The organism is Bdellovibrio bacteriovorus, assembly GCF_001592735.1.
Taxonomy (GTDB): Bacteria; Bdellovibrionota; Bdellovibrionia; order Bdellovibrionales; family Bdellovibrionaceae; genus Bdellovibrio; species Bdellovibrio bacteriovorus_D.
The window spans coordinates 174,468-198,348 of the sequence record NZ_LUKE01000003.1; the positions used below are offsets into that span (position 1 = coordinate 174,468).

The window sequence follows — 23,881 nt, forward strand, 5'->3', positions numbered from 1 at the left end:
TGTCGTTGGGTTTCATTTTCTAAATTAAGCTCAGCGTTTGCCCAACAGTTTTAATTTTTGTCGCCAGTGACTTTGATTTGTCGATAAAGCCGACATATTTAAAATGTTTTAACTCGGGCACGATCAGATCCGAATAGTTCGCCGAAGTATAAATAAGCACCGGCATGCGCTTAGGACGAGGTTCTGAACTCCACATGTCTTCCATTGCTGACAGAGTGTCATAGCCCCCCAAGTTTGGCATATTCCAATCTAAAACGATCAGATCGTATTTTCTGGTGCGCATCAAGGTCAGCGCATCTTTTCCATCAAAAGCAATATCCGCATCGCAATGATAGTGATTAAAAACAGTCGAAATAAGTCGCACTGAATCCAGGCAATCGTCAACGACGAGAACTTTAGGATTCGCAAAACAATTTAAATTAAGTTCTTGCATCATGGTGATTGTCTCCTCTTTAAAATTCAAAACTTAAGTAAGAATAAAAGAGGACAACCCGTGGAATCAAGGCCTGGGCCAATAGATTTCTAAAATTTCATCTATGAAATATTTTAGGCGAAACTCCACGGGGATCAATTTATTTTCTGCTGTATATTTGCATTTTGTAAGTATAAATCCTCACTTATTAGTTATGTGGTGGAGGCGTGGTGTTAGTTCCTGGGATTGTGTTTTGCATGGAACGCGGTCCCTGTTTAGAACTTTTCTTTTTGCCGTCATTGCCTTCACTAGATCCCATTTTTTGGCCGGAATGATCGGCGGTGGATTTTGTTTCCATCGTCGCATCTTTTTTTCCGCCATCGTTGCTATGCCCCGCTTGGTTGTTGCTGCCGTGTCCAGTGTCCGCGGCGATCGCTGAAGCAGCATAAACAAAAGCGAGCAGAACTAAATATTTTTTCATAAAGTCTCCTTAAGTAAGTGTTTTGAAGTAAGTGTTTTGATTTTTATTGCAGCTTGTGCGGATTGGATTTTCCGTCAAGCAAAGTTTTCCCGCGTTTTTTGAGTTCATTTTCGGCAAATCCTAAGCTTGCACCCCAAGCGAGATGTGCAAGAAGCATCATGGCGTTTCTTGACGGAGTCATCTTCGTTCCCGAAGGATTAAGATTCAATCCGGGAATAAGGCCAAAATAACTCACTCCCCAAACTCCTAATCCAAACAAAGATCCTTTAAGCAAAGGATGCATTTCACTCTTTTGGGTGAGGGCGCTGTAGGTCATCCCGCCTAAAGCGCCATAGCCATAGTGAGAAAACATCGTCAGCTCTTCTTTAATTTCTGCTGCGGCATTGGGAGCAAGACCGATTTTTCTTTGGATATCATCCGTTAAAAGGGCTGGAGGCAGGGGGGACTGTTCTTCGGAATCTAGACCTTGATGCATTTTAAACATGGCCATGGTCATCGAACTTGTGGCCATGACGCTGGCCCAAGCGCCTCGCAAAAGTAAATTCATAAGACCTCTCTTTCATGTCTTTCTAACAAAAGACCATCTTAAGCTTGGCAGAAAATAGACTTAGCGTAAATTTGTTGTAAGAGGCTTTGTTAAAATAAGGGGCATCAAAAAATGGCAAAAAAACTTGCAGTGATCACTGGCGCATCAAGCGGCATAGGGTATGAGCTCGCTAAACAATTCGCCCAAAACGGGTATGATATTTTTATCACTTCTGAAAGCCCAGGGATCTATAACGCCGAATTAGAGTTCCGTGAATTCGGGACGCAGGTCCATGTATTGGAAATGGATCTTCGCGACAGCGAAGGCGTTGAACTCCTGTACAGTCGTATTAAAGCGTTAAACAGGCCCATTGATGCCATCGCAATCAATGCAGGTGTCGGTGTAGGTGGCGCGAGCTTTTCGAAAACGGAACTGCACCGTGAAATCGACATGGTAAAACTGAATGTGATTTCCACTATCCATCTAACGAAGCTTGTGCTCAATGATATGTTAGCGCAAAAAAGCGGAAAGATTTTATTCACCTCGTCCGTCGCGGCCTTGATGCCGGGACCCTATGAGTCTGTTTACGCGGGGACAAAGTCCTTTATTTTATCTTTCGCCGAAGCCTTAAGATACGAAGTTCAAGATAAGGGTGTGACGATCACCGCCCTTTTGCCCGGTCCCACGGAAACGGGATTTTTTAGAAGAGCTTGCATGGAGGACACCATCGTCGGCAAATCCAAAAAAGACCATCCCGCTCGCGTGGCCGAGCAAGGCTTTGCCGCGCTGATGAGGGGGGATGATATATGTGTGGCGGGCTCGATGATGAATAAGCTTCAATCATTCACGGCAAGATTTTTATCTTACTCTGCCGTCACACGTATGCATGGAAGTATGTCTAAACCCACTAAAGCGGCCAATAGATAGGCCGCGTTTAGCTAATGGGCCACGTCTTGGCCGTGCTGGTTGCTGACGACCAAGGGGCGGGGAGCGTCTTCTAATTCTTCAGATTGAATAATCAGCGAGCGGCTGCCCAGGGCAAATGAAATGCCTTCTTCTTCAAAGCGACCTAAGATTTTATAAATCAGGGCTTGCTGACGATCCATATATTTTCCTTGATCAGGATCGGTCACCCAATAGACGAGTTCGTATTTTAAAGAGCTGTCGGTGAAAGTGGAAAGATGGCAGCGCTCAAAGCGTAAAAGATCTTGTTCCTTGACGAATCCTTCAATCCAAGTGGGGATTTGTTGCAGTTTTTCCACCGGCGTAAAATAACTGATATCAAAATTTAAAACGGCACGACGTTCATACATGCGCTTAAAGTTTTTCACGCGACTTTCTAAAAGGTCTTTATTAGCAAAGATCAATTCTTCACCCGAAAGACTGCGCAAACGAGTGGTCTTGACGCCAATGTTTTCAACTGTTCCCATGTCGTTTCCGACAACAATAAAATCTCCAACCACAAAAGGCTTATCTAAAACAATTGAAAGCGAGCCGAAAAGATCCCCTAAAATATTTTGCGCGGCCAAAGCCACCGCGATACCACCGATGCCTAAGCCCGCAATCAGGGCGGCGATATCCACTCCTAAGTTACTTAAACACATCAAGATCACGGCAGCGATAAAAACGGCTTGGATACCCGTGCTCATAAGTCCAATGGCCGAAGCAGCACTGCGATCTTTGCCCACGCGGATTTTTAGATAACCTTCTTTCCATACGGAGATGGCTCTTAAACCCCAAACCACGACTTGCAGGGCTGACAAAACCACAAAAGCAATAAAGACCCCCCGCTTTGCCGGGGACGCGGCTTCGGTACTCTGAACTATGCCGTGCATGATCCACATAAAGATGGCCCAGGACTTGGTGTGGTTTAGGACCTCAATAATAATGTCATCCGCAATACCCTTAAAATGTAATCGGATTTTTTCTAAACGAAGGCTAACAAATTTTAATGCGGCTTTGATAACGATCGTTCCGACGGCCGCCATCGCCAGCATCAAAAGCCATCCTAAGGAAGTGGCCTGTTGGACTTCACCTAATAGATCTTGGGGAATTTGTTCAAGCATTGGCGCTCCTCAAAAAACCGTACTGGTTACGAATAAATGTGTTCATCGACGTCAGCAAAGAAAGGACTTCGCTTTGTGAGGAAATTCTATAAGACGCTGATGTCGCTGACATACCAACCTTAATACCGACACCCTTATTTTCTAAAACCTTAAACATGTCTTCGTCGGTGCGATCATCCCCCACGCAGATATAATAAGCGGTGTCCCGAAATGAGGACTGCATCAGCCAGCGCAAGAAGCTGCCCTTATTACATTCGTTGGCCTTGGCTTCGACGATTTTAGAACCCATCATAATAGAGACGGGCTGGTTACCCAAACAGGTGTTGAGTTCGTCATCTAATTTTTTTGCCATATAATCCGCAAATTCCGGCGGGGATTGTCGGTAATGCCAAACAATCGAAGCTTCCTTTTTTTCCACAAAAGAAAAAGGGACCTTCACACTGTAGGACTCCATCGCGCTGCTGACGTCATTATACCAAGAGCGAATGTCGGAATTAATACGGCTTTGCCATTTCTGTCCGGCAAGTTTGTAGAAGGCACCATGTTCCGCCACTAAATTCACGGGCATATTGCCAAATTGTTCCTCTAAGAAGCTGCGAGGACGACCGCTGACGATAAAGACTTCGATATCATCATTTAATTTGGCAATTACTTCCCGCACGGCGGGATCTAGGACCGCGAGCTCCGGTTTCGGTTTGAGTGGGGTTAATGTTCCATCATAATCTAAAATCAAACGGACCTTATTAGATCGCAAATGAATTTGCATCTGCGACGGCCAGTGATCTGGAGACGCCGGAAGAGTTTGGCAGTCTTTTTTAATCATGGCGTCGTGTTGTTCAAGATCGGCGAGAAAGCCTTCCGCCCATGCTGATGCCGAATAGCGCATCAAAGTCTGTTGTAAATTGTGCATGCGCTGTCTTTTTTCTTCTAAGGGCATAGTAAACGAACGATGAATGGATTTTGCCACCATTTCCGCATCCCAAGGATTTATGATCAAAGCATCCGGCAAGAGAGAGGCCGCTCCGGTGAACTCACTTAAAATAAGAACTCCGGGTGTTTGAATGTCTTGGGCAATCACATACTCCATAGCGACCAAATTCATACCATCCCGCTTACTTGTAACCAAGGTGGCATCGGCCCGACGATATAGAGCTAAAAGAGTTTCTTCAGAGATTGATTTAAAAATGTATTGAACCGGAACATAATCAGGGGTCCCAAATTCACCGTTGATTGCGCCCACGAGCTGATCCAGGTTTTTTTTGATCTCGCCATAAAGTGGAACTTTAAGTCTTGTCGGAACCGCCACCTGCAAAAGGCTGACTTTTCCCACCAGCTCGGGATACATGCGTAAGGCTTTTTGAAAGCCCTTTAACTTTAACTCTAAACCCTTGGTGTAATCTAAACGATCAATGCCTAAAAGCTTAAATTGACCTGTCCCTTGCGTGCGATAAGATTGAGACAGCTTTTCGACTTTAGGCGACTCTGCTTTGCGCTTAAATTCTTCGGTGTCAATGCTAATGGGGTACACACCTAAGTTTAAAGTGTGATTGCCGACTTCAGCTTTAAACAGCGTCGAATCCACACCTAAGAAAGCCTTCATGCAGCTAATAAAATGACGTAAGTAGGAATGCTCGTGAAAACCGACCAGGTCACAAGCCGTCAGACTGCGCAAGATTTCCTCTCGCACCGGCAGCTGACGGAATATTTCAGCTGCGGGAAAAGGAATGTGCAAAAAAAAGCCGATTTTGATATGCGGATTTTTTTCTTTCAACATTTTAGGCAAGAGTAAAAAGTGAAAGTCGTGAATCCACACGGTGTCACCTTCATTGGCCACTTTTAAAATCTCTTCGGCCATCACGGCATTGGCTTGACGATACACGTCCCAGTTTTCGCGATTGAATACCGCTAATTGAGTTTCATAGTGGAATAAGGGCCACAACAAGTCATTTGAGATTCCGTCATAATAAGTGTCATAAATTTCTTTAGAAAGAAGAACGGGGTGACAGATCAAGTTTTTTTGAATCTCATGACTTTTTTCTGCCAGCAGGCGGGCTGACGCGGAATCGGTTTCAAAACCCATCCAGTAAAAAGACTCCTCTAAGTTCACTCCCAATAACGCCGAAACAAGTCCCCCCGAACCTCGAGTGAGGGTTTGGGTTTTTGTATTGGCAGTGAATGGAAGTCGGTTACTTACAAAAATTCTTTTAGAGTGTGTCAGCATATAATCTCCTACAATACACTTCGAGCCAGAAGATAGATAATTGCAGATTGCTTCGAAGCGCAATTTTTCATTGCGCTTTTTGCTAAAAGAAAACTTTTAACCAGACACCGTTTAGTTTGTTTTCTGAATGAGCATTAAACTGTGCGGAGTCAGGTTGAGTGGGTTTCTTAAATCCATTTCTTTTAGTGGAAACGAGTTTTTTTGATTAGTATCAATAATCAATTTCCATTGTGCACTTTGAAGAGACTTCGGAAATGAAAATGGAATGTTGTGATCGCTGCCATTTAAGAGCCAAATAAAGTCTTTGTCTTTCACCAGTTGACCTTTTTCATCAAATTCCTGGATGTTAGTGCCACTTATAGAAAGCGCTAAGCATTTGGCATAGTTTTGGGTCCATTGTTCTTCTGTCATCTCATCGCCATTGGGTAAAAACCAAAAGACGTCTTTTTTTCCTCCCGGACGAAGACTCTCACCTTCGAAATAATGACGGCGATGAAATGCGGGGTGTTCGTTACGAACGGCAATCAAGTTTCGGGTAAAGTTCAAAAGATCAGGATCGGCAGCGTCCCAATGTATCCAGCTGAGTTCGTTATCCTGGCAATAGGCATTGTTATTTCCTTTTTGAGTGCGACCCAGTTCATCTCCGGCCGTCAACATCGGAACCCCTTGAGATAAAAATAAAGTGGCTAAAAGATTTTTCTTAATTCTTGTACGCAAGTTATTGATATCTGTATTTTGAGTTTCGCCTTCATGACCCCAATTGGCGCTGTGATTATTGTCATTGCCGTCGCGGTTGTCCTCGTTGTTGGCCTCATTGTGCTTGTGATCATAGCTGACCAAATCATGCAACGTAAAACCATCGTGAGCGGTGATAAAGTTTATACTTGCGCACGGCCCCCGGCCTGAGGATTCATAAAGATCGCTTGAGCCCATCAAACGATATCCTAGATCTGCCAGACGACCTTCTTCGCCTTTCCAAAATCCGCGCACGGTGTCGCGATACTTATCATTCCATTCTGACCAATAATCCGGGAAATTGCCGACTTGATATCCACCTTCGCCAAGATCCCAGGGCTCGGCGATCAGTTTGACTTGGGATAAAACGGGGTCTTGCTGAAGGATGGCAAAAAACGAATGCAATTGATTTACGTCAAACATTTCGCGCGCTAAAGCAGAAGCCAAATCAAAACGGAATCCATCGACATGCATTTCCGTCACCCAATAGCGCAGACTGTCCGTGATCAGTCTTAAGACGTGGGGATTTTGCACGTTCAAGGTGTTCCCGCACCCTGTATAGTCCATGTAATGTTCTGGGGATTCGGGGTTTAAGCGATAGTAAGCGGCATTATCAATCCCTTTAAAGCTTAGCATGGGTCCTAAATGATTTCCTTCCGCCGTGTGATTGTACACGACGTCTAGAATAACTTCTAAACCTGCGGCGTGCAGGGTCTTTACCATGGCTTTAAATTCTTGTACTTGGTCGCCCGGATTTTGAGTTGATGAATATTTTAAAGCCGGGGAGAAATAGGAAATTGTATTATATCCCCAATAGTTTGATAAAGACTTTTCTTGCAAGGTTTGGTCTTCAATAAACTGATGCACGGGTAAAAGTTCAATCGTGGTAACACCCAAGGTTTTAAAATGCTCAATCATATTCGGATGAGCAAGTCCTGCATAAGTCCCGCGCAAATTCTCAGGAATGTCTTTTCGCAGCTGCGACACGCCTTTGACGTGGGTCTCATAAATAATGGTTTTGTTCCAAGGAACTTGCGGGTGACGATCAGAGCTCCAATTAAAGCTATCGTCGATAACTAAGGATTTTGCCGCACTCTTGCCGCTGTCTTGTTCATTAAAACTGCGATGAGCATCGTCCCCACCGAAGTTATAATGAAACAAAGAATTGTCCCACTGGATTTCTTTAGAAAGAGCTTTAGCGTAAGGATCCAGCAGAAGTTTATGAGAGTTAAAGTAATGTCCCTTTTCTGGATCAAAAGGACCCTCGACGCGGTACCCGTAAGCTTGTCCTGGTTTTATGCCCGGGATGAAGCCGTGCCAGACTTTGTAGGTTTGTTCTTTAAGCTCGATGCGATCCGTTTCTTGATCTTGGTCATCGTAAAGACATAAGAAAACTTTTTCGGCATTTTCTGAATAAAGCGCAAAATTAACACCATCTTTATTAACCGTAGCTCCTAGGGGGTTGGGGGAGCCGCGCCAGCACTCGCGTGACATAGAATTACCTCCTCGCAATCAATGTACATTATTGAGGTAGTTGCATCTTTGAAAATGAAGCCTATCAAAGCAATGAAAACCATCAAGCCTTGAGACTTAACAATATCGACGTATTGTTTTTCTCTATTCTAGTAAACATGAATTAGGCTGCTTACGTCTTCTTCTCTTTTTTCGAGCCGTGTAGGTGTACCATGCAGATAGACAAGCTCTTTAATGAATCAGAAAATCCTCCATCCATCGTCGTGATAGATCGCGTTTTGCCAGAGATAGATTCAGGTAAATTCGCTATCAAAAGATACATCGACGAAGAAATAAAAATCACCGCGCATTTGCTGGTGCATGGTCATGACTTGCCCAAAGGTCGATTGTGGTATCGACACGAAACTGAAAAGAATTACACCAAGGTCGATTTAGTTTCCAAAGGCAATGATGAATGGGAAGCTTCATTTAAACCCAAAAAGCTAGGCCGTTACCTTTGTAAAATTGAAGCGGCCAAAGATTCCTTTACGACCTGGACCACAGATTTGAAAAAGCGCATCAATGCCCAACAAGATATCAAGGTTGATTTGCAAATCGGTGAATCCATTATAAAGCACACCTGGCGCCATACGCCTCAAGGCAAGCATAAAGACATTTTAGGAGAAGCACTGAGAACGATAGGCACGTGGAGTTCGGAAAAGTCGCAGACACCAAAAACAATTTTGAATTTCTTTAGCAGTCCTGTTCTTGAAGCGGCGATGAATGAATTCTTTGAAAATCCGGTGTGGTACGACCATGAACTGCCAATTCAAGTAGAACCCCTTTTGGCTCGCTATAGCAGTTGGTATGAATTCTTTCCGCGCTCAACAGTCAGTAAAGACATTCCTCATGGCACCTTTAAGATGGCTCAAGATCGGTTGAACTATATTAAAGATATGGGATTTAATGTTGTTTACTTTCCCCCGATCCATCCGGTCGGTCGTGAGTTTCGCAAAGGAAAAAACAACAGTACCAAGGCTGAAGCGGGTGACGTGGGAAGTCCTTGGGCGATTGGTGCGAAAGAAGGCGGACATAAAGACATTCTCCCAGCTCTTGGAACCTTAAAAGATTTCAAAGGCCTTATTGAGAAAGCACGTTCCCTAAAAATGGAAATTGCGATGGACATCGCTTTTCAGTGTGCACCTGATCACCCTTACGTCAAAGCGCATCCAGAATGGTTCAAACATCGCCCGGATGGCACGATTCAGTATGCCGAAAATCCTCCTAAAAAATACCAAGATATTTACCCCTTTGATTTTGAATGCAAAGAGTGGAAATCCCTGTGGCAAGAACTTTTAAGTGTGGTGACTTATTGGGTAAATCAGGGGGTCCGCGTATTTAGGGTGGATAATCCGCACACAAAGCCTTTCCATTTTTGGGAATGGTTGATTCGAGAGGTTCGCTTAAAAAATCCCGAAGTGATTTTTTTAGCGGAAGCTTTCACGCGTCCTAAGATGATGGCTTACCTTGCCAAGGCGGGCTTTAGCCAGTCATACACTTACTTCACCTGGAGAAATGTGAAATGGGAGCTCACTCAATATATGACCGAGCTTACCCAAACCGAGCTCAAAGATTATTTCGGTGCGAATTTCTGGCCCAACACGCCGGATATTTTGCACGAGCATTTACAGGAAGATAATCCGGGTGTTTATAAGCAGCGTCTCATCTTGGCGGCCACTCTGATGAGCAATTATGGCATTTACGGTCCGGCCTTTGAGTTGATGTCTTATCAACCTAAAGAAAAGGGCAGCGAAGAATATCTGCATTCCGAAAAATATGAAGTGAAAAACTGGAACTTGGATGATCCAAGGTCGCTGGCGCCCTTTATCAGACAAATCAATCAGATCCGAGAAAATCATCCGTCCCTGCAGCAAAATCGCACCTTCCGTTTTCATCCCGTAGATAATGAAAGCATCATTGCTTATTCTAAAACTCATGGGGATGAGAAAATCGTGGTGGTTGTGAATTTGGACTCCCGACGTTCCCAATCGGGATTGGTCGAGCTTCCGCTTATTGATTGGAAGATCGCGGAATCGGAAAATTATGAAATGGAAGATCTGCTGACAGGTGTGTTTTACACCTGGCGGGGATGGCGTAATTTTGTCGAATTAAGACCCAATCAGCCTGCACACATTTTTAAACTTAAAACTCATAAAAATAAATTGGTGGCTTCAGGAGCAAATGCATGATCACGCGACAAGTGAACGAACAAAACCCTCTTTGGTATAAGGACGCGATTATTTATCAGCTCCACGTTCGGGCCTTTTTTGATTCTAACGATGATGGAATCGGGGATTTTCAAGGCTTAATCCAGAAGTTGGACTATCTGGCCAATTTAGGGGTGACCGCTATCTGGCTTTTGCCTTTTTATCCATCGCCGTTAAAGGATGATGGTTATGATATTGCCGATTATACAAAAGTGAATCCCGCCTACGGAAACTTAGAAGATTTTAAAGAGTTCTTACATCAAGCCCATCGCCGCAATATGCGCGTGATCACAGAACTTGTCATCAATCACACCTCTGATCAGCATGAATGGTTTCAAAAATCTCGCCGTGCGCCGCCAGATTCTTATTGGCGCAACTTTTACGTGTGGAGTGATGATCCGAAAAAATATAAAGGCGTGCGGATTATTTTCAAAGACTTTGAAACTTCGAACTGGGCCTGGGATCCAGTCGCCAAAAGTTATTACTGGCATCGTTTTTATTCCCACCAGCCAGATCTTAATTTTGACAACCCCGAAGTGCAAAAAGCGGTGTTTCAAGCTTTTGATTTCTGGATGGAGATGGGTGTGGACGGCATGCGCCTAGATGCCGTGCCTTACCTTTTTGAGCGCGAAGGGACGAGCTGTGAAAATTTGCCAGAAACCCATGACTTCTTAAAAAAACTCAGAGCCTATATCGATTCGAAATATCCCGGCACCATGCTTTTAGCTGAAGCCAATCAGTGGCCCGAAGATGCGGTTAATTATTTTGGCAACGGCGATGAATGTCATATGAACTTTCACTTCCCGTTGATGCCGCGTCTTTTTATGGCGTTAAAAATGGAAGATCGTTACTCCATTATCGATATTTTAAAACAAACGCCGGAAATTCCAGAAAATTGCCAGTGGGCGACTTTCTTAAGGAATCACGATGAATTGACTTTAGAAATGGTCACGGATGAAGAGCGTGACTATATGTACAAGGTCTATGCCAGTGATCCTCGCGCGCGCATCAATTTAGGTGTACGTCGACGTTTGGCCCCGCTCGCGGGCAATGATCGCCGGCAGATAGAGCTCTTAAACAGTCTTCTTTTTTCACTGCCCGGATCGCCCATTATTTATTATGGCGATGAGATCGGGATGGGAGATAATATTTATCTAGGGGATCGAGATGGAGTAAGAACACCATTTCAGTGGAATCTGGATCGTAACGCCGGTTTTTCTAAAACCAATCCGCAACGTCTTTATTTGCCCGTGATTTCGACTCCCGAATACCATGCGGAATCCATTAACGTTGAAAACCTAAGGGCCAACCCGACGTCCCTCTTATGGTGGATGACGAAATTAATTGCCCTGCGAACTTCGAACCCCGTGCTCAGTCGAGGCAAAATTAATTTTATCAACAATTCAAATCCCAAAGTTTTGTCTTACGTTCGGAAACTTGAGGGCGAGGGCATTGTGTGTGTGGTTAATCTTTCTCGCAATGCGCAGTTTGTGGAATTAAACCTGTCAGAATTTAAAGGCGCAACGCCCACGGAAATTTTTGGACAAACAGAATTTCCAAAGATCGGGGAGGGGGCCTATGTTTTAACCCTGGCCCCTTATTCCTTTTATTGGCTGCAAGTTTCGCAACAAGAAGCCGCTGAAAAAGCAGGATGGAGCACTAAAGAAACTCCTATAATCTTTGACGAAGATCCTTTGCAGACCTTGCGAGATCGTAAAGTCTGGGCGCCGCTTTCGAAATCAATTAAACACTATCTAATGCGCAGTCGTTGGTACAGCGGAAAAAACCGACGTATCAGTACGATTGAACTTGTTGAAAGCTTCCCAATCCCTATGCCTGACGAGGTCGGACCCGCACGTCTTGCTATTGTCAGAGTTCATTTTTCTGAAGGTCTTGCAGAAAGTTATCTTTTGGGGCTGGGCCATGCAAAAGGAGCGCGCGCTAAAAAAATGCGCGATGAAAAACCCCAAGTCGTTATCGGGGAAACCTCAAATGGCCATGATGGAGTGGTTTATGATGCCCTGATGGATGCAGACTTCTGTAAAAGCCTTTTAAAAGCCATGCTAACCAAACAAAATATCGCGGGATCTTTTGGTAAGATCATCTCTGAATTTTATGATATGGAGGACGATCAGGAAATTCCAGAGCCGCAGTTTAAAGGTTTTGATCAAAGCAATTCATCCGTCTTATTTGGTGATAAGTACTATATGAAGTTCTACCGTCGCATCGAAGAAGGTGAAAATCCAGAGGTCGAACTGGGCCGATACTTAGGTGAAAAGAACTTTAAAAGCACTTCGAAATATTTAGGCAATCTTTCTTATTTGCACGGCACCCAAGCTTCTTCGTTAGCGGTGGTGCAAAAAGTTGTCAAACATGAAATTGATGGCTGGAACCTCATCGTAAATCGAGTGGAGCAATTAGGCGAAAGGTTAATCACTGAATCAATGTTGGAAAAGTCTTCGTTGAAGCCGCGCTTGAAAGTGGAATTGCTGCCCGAAATGAATCCTTCGGTTGGTTATCAAGAAGTGGCTGGTTATTCCTTGATGCTGGCTAAACTTTTAGGCGAAAGAACGGCCGACATGCATCTCGCACTGGGTTCTGATGATCGTGATCCGGTCTTTATTCCGGAGCCTTTTACACCTTTCCACCAAAGATCCGTATTCCAAAGTTTTAGAAACTTGACCGACAAAGTTTTAAACCTTTTAGAAAATGCGCTACCTCAACTTGAGGGTCAGACCTTAGAGCTCGCTAAAAAAGTATTGGCCGCGCAAAATCTTATCTATGATCGTTTTGCTTATATGAAGCATGTACCTTTAAGTGGATTGCGTACGCGTATCCATGGGGACTACCACCTCGGGCAGGTCCTTTATACGGGCGAAGATTTCTTGATTATCGACTTTGAAGGAGAGCCCGCACGCGGATTTGGGGAAAGAAAATTAAAGCGCAGTCCGCTAAAAGATGTGGCCGGTATGATCAGATCTTTTGCCTACGTCGCCGAGTTTTCAAATCGCAAGTATGTGATCAAAGAACAAGACCGGGCTTCGCTGATGGATCACTTACATACTTGGACCACGTGGATGAGTGTCGAATTCCTAAAATCTTACTTAAACAAAATGGCGGGCAGTGAACTTTTGCCAAAAGAAGATCGGCAGATTGAAAGTCTGCTTAAAATGTTCTTATTAGAAAAAGCCCTGTATGAAGTGGGCTACGAAATCCAAAATCGCCCCGATTGGGTGAATATTCCTTTAACCGGAGTTTTAGAGATTTTAGAAGACGGGGACGGAAGTGAAAAACGCTAATTTGTGGCGAAAAGCGGCCCGCATGAGCGGGGTGCAGACTGATTTTATCGATGCGAATAAAAAGCTCATAAAAGTTCCTTTGCCGACTTTAAAGGCCGTGGTTTGTCACTTGAACCAAAAAAAGATCGAACATGCCGACCCCTTAAAAATTATCGAAGAGCGCCGCGAGCGAAAAATATTTCGTCTGATCAGTCCAGTCCTCCTCGTGCATAAGGATCAGGTGCGCTCTACCGTTTATTTGCCTGAAAACACCGACGTCCGGTTGGTGCAGGTGACCTTAAAAAAAGAAAACGGGGAAAGTCATCGGGTTTCCCCCATTTTTGAAAAAAGCCAAAGGATATATAAAACCACTCAAGGGCCGTATCAACGTTGGCAGTTTTCCATAAAAGAAAATCTTGATGTCGGTTATCATCAAATGTTTTTTCAGATAGGCGCTAGTGAAGTTAAGTGTCTCCTTTTGGTTCCTCCCAAAAAGCGCAAAATGGTCCCCGATAAGCTGCAGGGCTTATTTGCTCCGTTATATGCCATGCACAGCTCTAAAAGCTGGGGGCTCGGAGATTTGAGAGATCTTAATGATCTTCAAGTGAAAGCCCAGTCTTGGGGGGTGGATTTTATTGGGACCTTGCCGCTTTTAGCGAATTTTTACGAAGGCCCGCACAAAGATATCAGTCCTTACTCGCCCTGTTCGAAATTATTTTGGAATGAAATCTATCTTTATATTCCTGATTTGCTTCCAGAAGGATTTAAAGATCTTGAACTTCAAAATAAGATTCAAATCTTAAATGCGACGGCCTGGGTGGATTACGAATCCGTCTTTAGGTTAAAGAAAAACGTTCTTTCCCAATTGGCAGAAGAGTTTTTTAAGAACACCTTGCCGGAGGACTACCTTCTTTTTTTAAAAGAAAAACCATTGGTGAAAGAGTACGCGCAGTTTCGGTCTCAAGGTCGAGAAACAGAAACACAGTATCATCTTTATGTGCAATATCACATGGAACGTCAAATGGCGCTCGTCGGAAAACATCTTTATCTTGATTATCCCGTCGGTGTTCATCCTGAAAGTTTTGATTGTGCCTATTTTAGTGATTACTTCTTAAAATCGATGAGTGTGGGGGCTCCGCCAGATATCATGTTTACAGGCGGACAAAACTGGGGATTTAATCCGCTAGACCCGATCCATTTGCGCGAACTGCATTACGAATACTTTATTCAAACTCTTCGCCATCATATGAAAAAATCTTGTGTGTTGCGCTTAGATCATGTGATGGCCCTGCATCGTCTTTATGTTATTCCCGCTAATTCTTCTGCCGATTGTGGCGCCTATTTAAGATATAACGGGGATGAGCTTTTTGCGATTGTGGCAATTGAAGCCTATAAAAACAACGTGCTCGCCGTCGGTGAAAATCTGGGGACAGTGCCAGACATGGTCCAAGAATATCTTTTAAAGTATGAGATCTCTGGTATGTGGCTGATGGTCTTTGAGGGAGGAAAAAATCCCACCGAAAGCATTAAAAAAATTCCACCTAAAAACCTGGCGGCCTTTAGCACGCATGACATGCTTCCTTTTGCTGGCTTTGTCAAAAAAGAAAACACCTCGGCTTGGCGTCGAGATTTTTTTGAAAAATCCAACGCCGATTTATTTCCTAAGATGATGACCAAGATGGCTGAAAGTCCGGCTGAAATTTTATTGATCAATATTGAAGATTTGTGGCTTGAAGATCGACCACAAAATATCCCGGGGCGCTCGTCATTTCCAAACTGGCAAAGAAAACTGAAATACAGCCAAGAACAGTGGACGTCCAATCCAGATTTTACAGATTTTATTAAGCGCTTAAAAGAACTCAGAAATACTCGGAGAACTCATGCAGACGATTTTGAAATCGGAAGACTTATATCTATTTAACGAAGGATCTCACCACCGCTCTTATATGCAGATGGGGGCGCATCCTTCAGCCAAAGAAGGTGTGTGGTTTTCTGTATGGGCGCCCTCGGCCCAAAAAGTGGCGGTGGCTGGGGATTTCAATGGCTGGAGTCATTCTCAACATCCTTTACATGTTTTAGATAACTCCGGCGTTTGGTCGGGTTTTGTTCGTGATGCTAAAATAGGTCAGCAGTACAAATTCATTGTCACGACGGCGCAAGGTCAAACACTAGAAAAAGCCGACCCGTATGCTTTTTATACCGAAGAGCCGCCACGCACGGCCAGTCGCATTTGTTCACTTCAATATGATTGGCAAGATGGCGAATGGATGAAAAATCGGGGGCGCGTGCAAAAAGCCGATCAGGCCATGTCGATTTATGAAATTCATTTAGGCTCTTGGAAAAGAAATTTAGAAGCCGGGGGGCGCTCGCTCACTTATCGCGAATTGGCTGCGGAATTACCTAAGTACATGCAAGAAATGCAATTCACCCATGTCGAAATGATGCCGGTGATGGAGCATCCGTTTTATGGTTCTTGGGGATATCAGACGACGGGCTATTTTGCACCGACCAGTCGGTACGGGACTCCTCAAGATTTTATGTTTTTGGTGGATGAACTTCATCGACACCGCATTGGTGTCATTTTAGACTGGGTGCCATCGCATTTTCCCAGCGATCTGTTTTCGCTTTCCAATTTTGATGGGACGGCTCTTTTTGAGCATGAAGATCCTAAGCTTGGTTATCATCCGGACTGGAACAGTTTGATTTTTAATTATGGCCGTCATGAGGTGCGCAGCTTTTTAATCTCCAGTGCGCTTTTTTGGTTAGACAAATACCACATTGATGGACTGCGCGTGGATGCGGTGGCTTCGATGCTGTACCTGGATTATTCACGAAAATCGGGGGAATGGATTCCAAATCGCTATGGCGGCAGAGAAAACTTAGAAGCCATTGAGTTTTTAAAAGATCTTAATCGCGCCGTGTATGAACATTTTCCCGATGTTCATACGATTGCCGAAGAATCTACCGCTTGGCCCCGAGTTTCAGCCCCCACCTATATTGGAGGTTTGGGATTTGGCATGAAGTGGGACATGGGGTGGATGCATGACACCTTAGAATATTTCAGTAAAGATCCGATCCACCGCGGATATCACCAAAATCAATTAAGCTTTCGTATGATGTATGCCTTTCAAGAAAATTTCGTGATGTCGATTTCTCATGATGAGGTCGTTTACGGTAAAGGTTCCGTTTATAACAAAATGAGCGGCGATGAATGGCAGAAGCTCGCTAATTTGCGCACGCTGTATGCTTATATGTATGCCATGCCCGGAAAGAAGTTGTTATTTATGGGGTGTGAGTTCGCGCAAAAATCGGAATGGAATCATGAAAGCAGCTTAGACTGGCATCTTTTGCAAAATCCCGGGCACAAACAAATTCAGGATCTGGTGCGCGACTTAAATCATATTTATAAAACCGAATCCGCCCTGCACGTGATGGATTTCGAACCCGCCGGATTTGAATGGCTTGATGCCTCGGACAGTCACAACAGTGTTTATAGTTTCTTCCGTTATGATAAGGACGGTAACATAATTCTTTGTGCCTTTAATATGACTCCGATCCCAAGACATTGTTATCGCTTGGGTGTGCCGCAAAAAGGAAAGTGGCGAGAAATCTTAAATACGGATTCTTCAAGTTATGGAGGCAGTGGGGTGCAGAACTCGCCGGATCTTTCTTCAGAAGACATCTCCGGTCATGGCAGACCTCAAAGTTTGTGTGTAACACTGCCCCCGCTGGGAGCTGTATATTTAAAATGGGAGAAGTCTGATGGACACTAAGCGCATCGGCGCCCATGTCAGCGGCAATAATGTCGAGTTTCGGGTTTGGGCCCCGCAAGCAGAAAAAGTGGAAGTTCTTTTGCCCGAAGCTCATTTATTAAGCCCGGAAGAAAAAGGATATTTTTCTGCCCGTATCCCAGGAATTAAAGCGGGGCAGTTGTACAAATTTCGTCTGAACGGAAAAGAGGAACTGCCGGACCCCGCATCGCGTTTTCAGCCCGAAGGGGTGCATGGTCCCTCCCAAGTGGTGGACGAGCCGTTTTCCTGGAGTGATCAGAGTTGGAAAGGGGTTCCTTTAGAGGAACTTGTTATCTATGAGCTGCATGTGGGAACTTTTACTGCTGAAGGAACTTTTTTGGCCGTCAAAAATCACTTGGCGCGATTAAAAGATCTGGGGATTACCGCGATAGAGATCATGCCGGTTTCTCAATTTCCGGGCAAACGAAACTGGGGCTATGATGGGGTGAGTCCTTTTGCGCCACAAAACTCTTACGGGCAAAAAAACGCACCAGAAGAATTAAAAAGCTTAGTGAATGAATGTCACAAACACGGCATCGCCGTTATTTTAGATGTCGTTTATAACCACATGGGGCCTGAGGGAAATTATCTGCCGAAGTGGGGGCCCTACTTTCAAGATAAATACAAAACCCCGTGGGGCGAAGCTTTAAATTTCGATGGCGAACACAGCGATGAAGTTCGCCATTATTTTTTACAGAATGTTCGCCAATGGATTGAAGAATATCATTTCGATGGGCTTCGTTTAGATGCGATCCACGCGATCTTAGATACGTCCGCCAGACCTTTTTTAGCCGAAGCCACTGATCTAGCTCATGACTTGGCAGAAAAATTAGATCGCCATGTTTGGATGATTGCCGAAAGTGATGGCAATGACCCGCGAGTTCTGCAATCCACCCGTGAGGGTGGTTTAGGATTTGATGCTCAGTGGGCCGATGATCTTCATCATTGCATTCATTCTAACTTAACCAAAGAAAACGAAGGTTATTATTCAGACTACGTGGGCGAAGAAAAGATTTTAGACGTGTTTAAGCATGGCACTTATTTTCGTGGGCAGTATTCGGATTTTAGAAAACGCCGCCATGGAAGGCCTTACAGCTTAAAAGATCGCCATCGCTTGGTAGTCTGCGCACAGAATCATGACCAAATAGGCAACCGCGCTCGCGGGGAAAGATTGGGGTCACTCGTGGATGAAGAAAAGCTAAAAGCGGCCGCGGCCTTAAATCTTCTATCTGGTGGGATGCCCTTAATCTTTATGGGGGAAGAAATTGGAGAGTCAAATCCCTTTGCCTATTTTGTGGATCATACTGATAAAGAATTACGGACCGCCGTGCGCGAAGGCAGAAAAAAAGAGTTTGCTGCCTTCACTTGGAAAGGGGAGATTCCAGATCCCGGTGCTGAAGAAACCTTTAATAAATCTAAGCCGCAGTGGTCTGAATTAAATTCGGAAAGAGGGAAAAAATTCACCGCGCTCTATAAGTCCTTAATTAATACATCTAAGGAGTTGCGTCGCCGGAAAGTTTGGAATCATCCGGATTTAGAAGTGAAGATCGTGAATTCAGTTTTACAGGCTCAGCTTAAAAATCAGTTTAAGCTTTCCATATCGCTTCAATCTCCGTATACGGCGGAGGTGTCTTATGAATAAATATCTTTGCTTGCACTTGCATTTTTATCAACCTCCGCGGGAAAACCCATGGTTAGGGGACATTGAACTGCAAGAATCTGCTTATCCCTTTCACGATTGGAACGAGCGTATTAATAACGAATGTTATCGACCTAATGGCTTTTCACGCATTTTAAATGCTGAAGGACACGTCATCGATATTACCAACAACTATGCGACCACCAGTTTTAACTTTGGTCCGACATTACTATCATGGCTTGAAGAAAAAGATCCCGATACCTATCAGAAAATTTTAGAAGGCGATCGTTTAAGCCTTAAAAACTTTAACGGTCATGGATCGGCCATTGCGCAAGGGTATAACCATTTAATTATGCCTTTAGCAAATCGCCGGGATAAAGAAACCCAAATCATCTGGGGATTAAAGGATTTTGAAAAAAGATTTAAGCGTACTGCTGAATCTTTGTGGTTGCCTGAAACGGCCGTCGATATTGAATCATTAGAGATTATGGCTGATCACGGTCTGAAATACGTGATCTTGGCCCCAAGGCAAGCCCGTGCGATAAGATCCCTTCATACAAATGAAGCCTGGAAAGATGTCACCGGCGAGCAGGTGGATCCGTTAAAACCATACTTAGTTCGCTTGCCGTCAGGGCGGAGTATCGCCGCCTTTTTTTACAAGGGGCCGATCTCTAAGGCCGTGGCTTTTGAAGGTCTGTTACATAATGGTGAAACCTTTGCACATCGTTTGCTTCAAGGCTTTGATCACCACCGCGAAGAGTCTCAGCTTTTGCATATCGCGACGGATGGGGAAACCTATGGTCATCATCACCGTCACGGCGATATGGCCTTATCTTATGCCCTTTGGTATTTACAGCAGGGACATCATGCGCGTATCACTAATTACGGCGAGTATCTGGAACTGCATCCTCCTCAGGACGAAGCGCAAATCTTTGAATCGTCTTCTTGGAGTTGTGAACATGGGGTGCAGCGCTGGTACCGCGATTGCGGTTGTGCGACCGGGGCTCATCCGGCATGGAATCAAGAGTGGCGCACACCTTTGCGTCAGGGCTTTGATTTTTTAAGAGATCACACCCTAGCTTCTTATGAAAAATTCATGCACGACCGCAAGGTGGATCCTTGGGCTATTCGCAATGACTATATTGATATTATCTTAAATAACGGCCTTGGAAATGTGGAAGCATTCTTGGGTCAATGGTTTCCGGAACATCGTTTTGCGGATGATGAGATCACAAAAATTCTTAAAGCCCTTGAAGGACAGAAGTATTTGCTCTTTAGTTATACCAGCTGCGCCTGGTTTTTCGATGATATTTCGGGGATTGAAACTGTTCAGAATCTGCAATATGCGTTTAGGGCTATTGAGCTCTGTGAATCTGTCTTTCACTTAAATTTAAAAGAAGAATTTTTAAAGATCATTGAGCAGGGTGAATCCAATATTGAATCTTTTAAAAACGGCAAAGAGGTTTTTGAAAGGTTCGCGGAAAAATCCCAAGTCGATTTCTTTAAGATCGGCGTGCATTTTGCCGTGGCTTCGTTATTTAAGAAATTCGCTACGGCCAATGAAATCTATAATAGTAAAATAACTTTGATTGACTTTAAGTCTTGGAAATCAGGGAAAACCCACTTGGTCTGCGGGCATGCGCGCATTCGTCTAAGATCTACTTTAGAACGCCAGCAGGTGGTCTTTGCCGCGCTTCATCTGGGGGACCACAATATCAGTGTGGGAGTCAAAAGATTTGAAAATGCCGATGATTATTTCAGTTTAGTGAATGAAGTGCGTGAATCTTTTGAGCGCGGGGACTTTTACGGCACCGTTCGCGTGATTGATCGCCTCTTTCCCGAAAACATCTATTCACTTGCAGACCTTGTTAAAGATGAAAGACTTTGGGTTGTTGATAATATCAAAGAGCAAGCCCTTGCCGAGACCGAGGAAAGTTTAGATCGACTCTACGAGCAACAATTCCCGTTAATGCGCTATCTTGCTAACGCTCATATGGACTTGCCCCGCGTTTTATTGAATGTGGCCGAATTTATTGAAAATCGCAATTTACGCCAAGAGCTGACGTCGGATCGGTTGGATATCGCAAAGATCCGTCACTGGTTGCAGGAAGCAGAAATGTGGCATTCGAAAATCGATTGGGACACGCTGGCCTTAGATTTAGAAAAGCGTGTTTTACAATTAACTAAAGAATTCAACGCAAATCCCAGCCTTTCTGTTCTTCAAAGCATTTTAGCTCTATTAGAACTTAATGAAGAATTTCCTTTCGGGATGGAAACAGGTCTCGTGCAAAATTGGTTTTTTGCTTGGACCAAAAAACTTTCTTGGCCGATAGAAAAAACCGCCGAATTAAATGCACTCTGTGAAAGTATTGGACGACGTTTAAAGGTACATATTCATGAAAAAACAACCACTCAACACCTTTCGCACTAGCTACCGTTTACAACTGCATAAAGACTTTCGTTTTCAGGATGCGAAGGATGTTGTTGCGTATTTGGCAAGATTAGGCGTTTCCCATTTATATCTGTCACCCATTATGGAATCCATGCCCGGCAGTAATCATGGCTATGATGGCACGGATCCAGAAAAAATAAGTCTTGAACGAGGCGGCGAGGCGGAGTTCATTAAACTTATTAAAGAGGTGCGAAGTTCTGACTTAGAAGGCCTCATTTTAGATATTGTTCCCAATCACTTGGCCTGCAATTTAAAAAATCCGTACTGGTATGACGTTCTTAAAAATGGCAAAGCCTCAAAGTACTGGAACACCTTTGATCTTAAGACCACAGACCCACAAAAAGATCCGATTATTTTACCGGTCTTAGGCAAGTCGCGTTTGGAAGTCCTTAATGACGGGGATATCAAAGTGATCAAGCAAGGGCAAGAATGGCAGCTCATGGTCTATGAATCGCTATATCCCTTAAATAAAGCGGCTCAAAATATTTTAGATGCCAAGCGGCCTTCAGCGAAGGTCTTAAAACAGATTCTTGAATCGCAATATTACTGCTTAGAGGACTGGCGTCAGGGGAGCCGTAAAATCAACTATCGCCGTTTTTTTGATATCAATGACCTGATTGGAATTCGGATGGAGGACCCGAAGGTTTTTTCGTGGTTTCATAAAAAGACCTTTGAGCTGATGAATAAACACCCCGAGATTCAAGGTCTGCGCATTGATCACGTTGACGGATTGACCTTTCCTCGACAGTATCTGTCACGGCTGCATCGAAAAACCCCCCATATTTGGGTGGAAAAAATCTTGGGCGAAAAAGAAAGTCTGCCCCATTACTGGTCTGTTCTAGGTTCCACCGGATATGAGTTTTCAAATGTGGCGGCAAGACTTTTTGTCTATGTGCCGGGTTTACTTTATTTGGACTCTCATTATTTAAAAAATATCGAAGATCGTTGGCACCGATTTCATGACTGTGTGTACGATAGCAAAAGACAGGTGCTGCAATCACATTTTTCTTCAGAGCTTAAATTCATCACCGCTTTGTTTTATGAACAAGTTCCAAGGCTTTTGAAAAAACGCTTTACAGACCGTCATCTGTCGCAAGTAATTAGCGAGGTGACCGCGGCTTTAAGGGTGTATCGAACTTACGCTCAGAAAAAAGAGCCTTTGCAATATCACTGGCTCACCGAAGCCATCGCCGAGGCTGAAGGAAAACACACGGGCGATCGTCACGCTTTTAAATGGTTTCGGCAAGTTTTAGAAAAAAAAGGGGACTGGCCTGAGGGATTGTTCTTGGCTATTAAACGTTGGGAGCAGTTGTCAGGTCCCGTGATGGCGAAAGGTTTAGAGGATACGGCCCTTTATCGTTATTGCCCGCTTTTATCACTGAACGGCGTCGGCGGGGAGCCGGACTGGTTGGGGGACGCGGTGACGGAATACAATTCCTTTCAGCGCCTCAAACACCGGCAGTTTCCCTTGAGCATGAACACTTCTTCCACGCATGATACAAAACGCAGCGAAGATGTCTTATCCCGGGTGCATGTGCTTTCTGAGCTTTCAGAACAGTGGGCACATCTGTATGAAGAAATCGTGGCTGACAAGTCTTTAAGCAAAGGCCTGGAAAGAAGAAGTATTTATTTTATCGCGGAAACGGTCTTGGGTGCGTGGCCGATGGACGGTAAAATCACCAAAGACTATGTGAAGCGCATTCAGGCCTATGCTATTAAAGCTTCTCGGGAAGCCAAGCTTGAAACCAGTTGGTTGGAAGTAAATACCGCTTATGAAAATCGAGTTAAGAATTTCATAGAGCAGATCCTGACCCCGAACTCTTTAGAGCAACGAGAGCTTTTCAAAAAAATGAAAAAGTTTGCGTCGGTGATTTCTTTTTATGGGGCATTTAATTCTTTAGGATTTTTGGTTCTTAAAACAACGTCCTTGGGAGTTGCTGATTTCTATCAAGGCTGCGAGATGTGGGATTTAAGCCTTGTGGATCCCGACAATCGCCGTCCGGTGGATTATGATGTAAGAAAAGAAGCGCTAGAAAGAATTCAAAAAGAATTCAAGCGCTCTCCATCAAGGCTTTTAATTCGAGTGACGAAAGACTGGCGTTCGGGAGAGATTAAGTTATTAATGACGTGGCGATTGCTGCAAATGCGGAATCGCTTTGCCAACGTGTTTTTGCACGGGGAGTATATTCCAGTTCCCGTGCGGGGGAAGTACCAGCAACAGTTTGTTTCTTATTTGCGCCGCTATAAGGATCAATGGTTTTGGGTCGTGCTGCCAAGATTTCTTACTCGCGTAGATCATTCTGAAGAGGCGGTCCGTCTGGATGTCGATTTCTTTGCAGACACAAAGTTCACTTTGCCGGCACATGCGCCCCGGAAGTGGGAAAACATTTTAACTAAGACCTCTTATGATCGTGAGACAAACAAGCTAGATAAAATGTTCGCCGGAGGCCCGGTCGCGGTTTTAAGGTCTCTATAGGCCCTGCCTGTCATGTTTTTCGATGGAAACTACATGAATTACTTGAGGGTTAGGGACTCAAGATTTCTTGAAGAGTTGGATGGAA

Annotated in this window: 14 protein-coding genes; 8 read left to right on the forward strand and 6 right to left on the reverse strand. The window is 44.2% G+C overall.

Features of this window, described 5'->3' with window-relative positions; all coding sequences use genetic code 11:
- Window positions 1–19 precede the first annotated feature (19 nt).
- The 3 genes from AZI86_RS13275 to AZI86_RS13285 form a co-directional block, all read right to left on the reverse strand.
- Complete coding sequence (locus tag AZI86_RS13275) at window positions 20–436, reverse strand: response regulator (RefSeq protein ID WP_061835684.1); 417 nt, start codon at window positions 434–436, stop codon at window positions 20–22.
- 184 nt (window positions 437–620) lie between these two features.
- Entirely contained in the window at window positions 621–893 is a 273-nt protein-coding gene (locus AZI86_RS13280; RefSeq protein WP_061835685.1) for a hypothetical protein, read from the reverse strand.
- A gap of 43 nt (window positions 894–936) precedes the next feature.
- Window positions 937–1,440 (reverse strand): hypothetical protein, encoded by a 504-nt coding sequence (locus AZI86_RS13285; protein WP_061835686.1) that lies wholly within the window; start codon window positions 1,438–1,440, stop codon window positions 937–939.
- 111 nt (window positions 1,441–1,551) lie between these two features.
- Between AZI86_RS13285 and AZI86_RS13290 the strand changes: the two genes are divergently transcribed.
- Window positions 1,552–2,346 carry an SDR family NAD(P)-dependent oxidoreductase gene (locus AZI86_RS13290; protein ID WP_061835687.1) on the forward strand — a complete coding sequence of 265 codons (795 nt, stop codon included), beginning with the start codon at window positions 1,552–1,554 and terminating at the stop codon, window positions 2,344–2,346.
- Between the two features lie 11 nt (window positions 2,347–2,357).
- Here the strand turns inward: AZI86_RS13290 and AZI86_RS13295 are convergent, their stop codons facing one another.
- From AZI86_RS13295 to glgX, 3 genes are all read right to left on the reverse strand, one after another.
- Window positions 2,358–3,485, reverse strand: coding sequence for a mechanosensitive ion channel family protein (locus tag AZI86_RS13295; RefSeq protein ID WP_061835688.1), 1,128 nt, complete (start codon window positions 3,483–3,485; stop codon window positions 2,358–2,360).
- Complete coding sequence (locus AZI86_RS13300; RefSeq protein ID WP_061835689.1) at window positions 3,478–5,706, reverse strand: bifunctional alpha,alpha-trehalose-phosphate synthase (UDP-forming)/trehalose-phosphatase; 2,229 nt, start codon at window positions 5,704–5,706, stop codon at window positions 3,478–3,480. Before AZI86_RS13300 ends, AZI86_RS13295 begins: the two co-directional genes overlap by 8 nt.
- Before the next feature lie 111 nt (window positions 5,707–5,817).
- Complete coding sequence (gene glgX / locus AZI86_RS13305) at window positions 5,818–7,935, reverse strand: glycogen debranching protein GlgX (protein WP_061835690.1); 2,118 nt, start codon at window positions 7,933–7,935, stop codon at window positions 5,818–5,820.
- Between the two features lie 191 nt (window positions 7,936–8,126).
- On the opposite strand from glgX, the gene AZI86_RS13310 reads away from it, so the two are divergent.
- The 7 genes from AZI86_RS13310 to treY are packed head-to-tail and all read left to right on the forward strand — an operon-like array spanning window position 8,127 to window position 23,796.
- The gene (locus AZI86_RS13310) at window positions 8,127–10,142 is read left to right on the forward strand and encodes a maltotransferase domain-containing protein (RefSeq protein WP_061835691.1); all 2,016 of its coding nucleotides are present in this window, start codon (window positions 8,127–8,129) and stop codon (window positions 10,140–10,142) included.
- Window positions 10,139–13,459: a maltose alpha-D-glucosyltransferase gene (gene treS / locus AZI86_RS13315; protein ID WP_061835692.1), complete on the forward strand. Its 3,321-nt coding sequence runs from the start codon at window positions 10,139–10,141 to the stop codon at window positions 13,457–13,459. Before AZI86_RS13310 ends, treS begins: the two co-directional genes overlap by 4 nt.
- A complete protein-coding gene (locus tag AZI86_RS13320) occupies window positions 13,446–15,359 on the forward strand; it encodes a 4-alpha-glucanotransferase (RefSeq protein WP_061835693.1) in 1,914 nt (637 codons plus the stop codon). The genes treS and AZI86_RS13320 overlap by 14 nt, the downstream gene beginning before the upstream one ends.
- A complete protein-coding gene (gene glgB, locus AZI86_RS13325; protein ID WP_061835694.1) occupies window positions 15,319–17,211 on the forward strand; it encodes a 1,4-alpha-glucan branching protein GlgB in 1,893 nt (630 codons plus the stop codon). Before AZI86_RS13320 ends, glgB begins: the two co-directional genes overlap by 41 nt.
- Window positions 17,201–18,871, forward strand: coding sequence for a malto-oligosyltrehalose trehalohydrolase (gene treZ, locus AZI86_RS13330; protein ID WP_061835695.1), 1,671 nt, complete (start codon window positions 17,201–17,203; stop codon window positions 18,869–18,871). Before glgB ends, treZ begins: the two co-directional genes overlap by 11 nt.
- On the forward strand, window positions 18,864–21,299 hold the full coding sequence (locus tag AZI86_RS13335) for a DUF3536 domain-containing protein (RefSeq protein ID WP_061835696.1): 2,436 nt from the start codon (window positions 18,864–18,866) through the stop codon (window positions 21,297–21,299). Before treZ ends, AZI86_RS13335 begins: the two co-directional genes overlap by 8 nt.
- Window positions 21,265–23,796 carry a malto-oligosyltrehalose synthase gene (treY, locus tag AZI86_RS13340; protein ID WP_061835697.1) on the forward strand — a complete coding sequence of 844 codons (2,532 nt, stop codon included), beginning with the start codon at window positions 21,265–21,267 and terminating at the stop codon, window positions 23,794–23,796. Before AZI86_RS13335 ends, treY begins: the two co-directional genes overlap by 35 nt.
- Window positions 23,797–23,881 lie beyond the last annotated feature (85 nt).

Coding starts and splice junctions, on each gene's coding strand:
- AZI86_RS13275 (WP_061835684.1), bottom strand. CDS start 436: ATGATGCAAGAACTTAATTTAAATTGTTTTGCGAATCCTAAAGTTCTC.
- AZI86_RS13280 (WP_061835685.1), bottom strand. CDS start 893: ATGAAAAAATATTTAGTTCTGCTCGCTTTTGTTTATGCTGCTTCAGCG.
- AZI86_RS13285 (WP_061835686.1), bottom strand. CDS start 1,440: ATGAATTTACTTTTGCGAGGCGCTTGGGCCAGCGTCATGGCCACAAGT.
- AZI86_RS13290 (WP_061835687.1), top strand. CDS start 1,552: ATGGCAAAAAAACTTGCAGTGATCACTGGCGCATCAAGCGGCATAGGG.
- AZI86_RS13295 (WP_061835688.1), bottom strand. CDS start 3,485: ATGCTTGAACAAATTCCCCAAGATCTATTAGGTGAAGTCCAACAGGCC.
- AZI86_RS13300 (WP_061835689.1), bottom strand. CDS start 5,706: ATGCTGACACACTCTAAAAGAATTTTTGTAAGTAACCGACTTCCATTC.
- glgX (WP_061835690.1), bottom strand. CDS start 7,935: ATGTCACGCGAGTGCTGGCGCGGCTCCCCCAACCCCCTAGGAGCTACG.
- AZI86_RS13310 (WP_061835691.1), top strand. CDS start 8,127: ATGCAGATAGACAAGCTCTTTAATGAATCAGAAAATCCTCCATCCATC.
- treS (WP_061835692.1), top strand. CDS start 10,139: ATGATCACGCGACAAGTGAACGAACAAAACCCTCTTTGGTATAAGGAC.
- glgB (WP_061835694.1), top strand. CDS start 15,319: ATGCAGACGATTTTGAAATCGGAAGACTTATATCTATTTAACGAAGGA.
- treZ (WP_061835695.1), top strand. CDS start 17,201: ATGGACACTAAGCGCATCGGCGCCCATGTCAGCGGCAATAATGTCGAG.
- AZI86_RS13335 (WP_061835696.1), top strand. CDS start 18,864: ATGAATAAATATCTTTGCTTGCACTTGCATTTTTATCAACCTCCGCGG.
- treY (WP_061835697.1), top strand. CDS start 21,265: ATGAAAAAACAACCACTCAACACCTTTCGCACTAGCTACCGTTTACAA.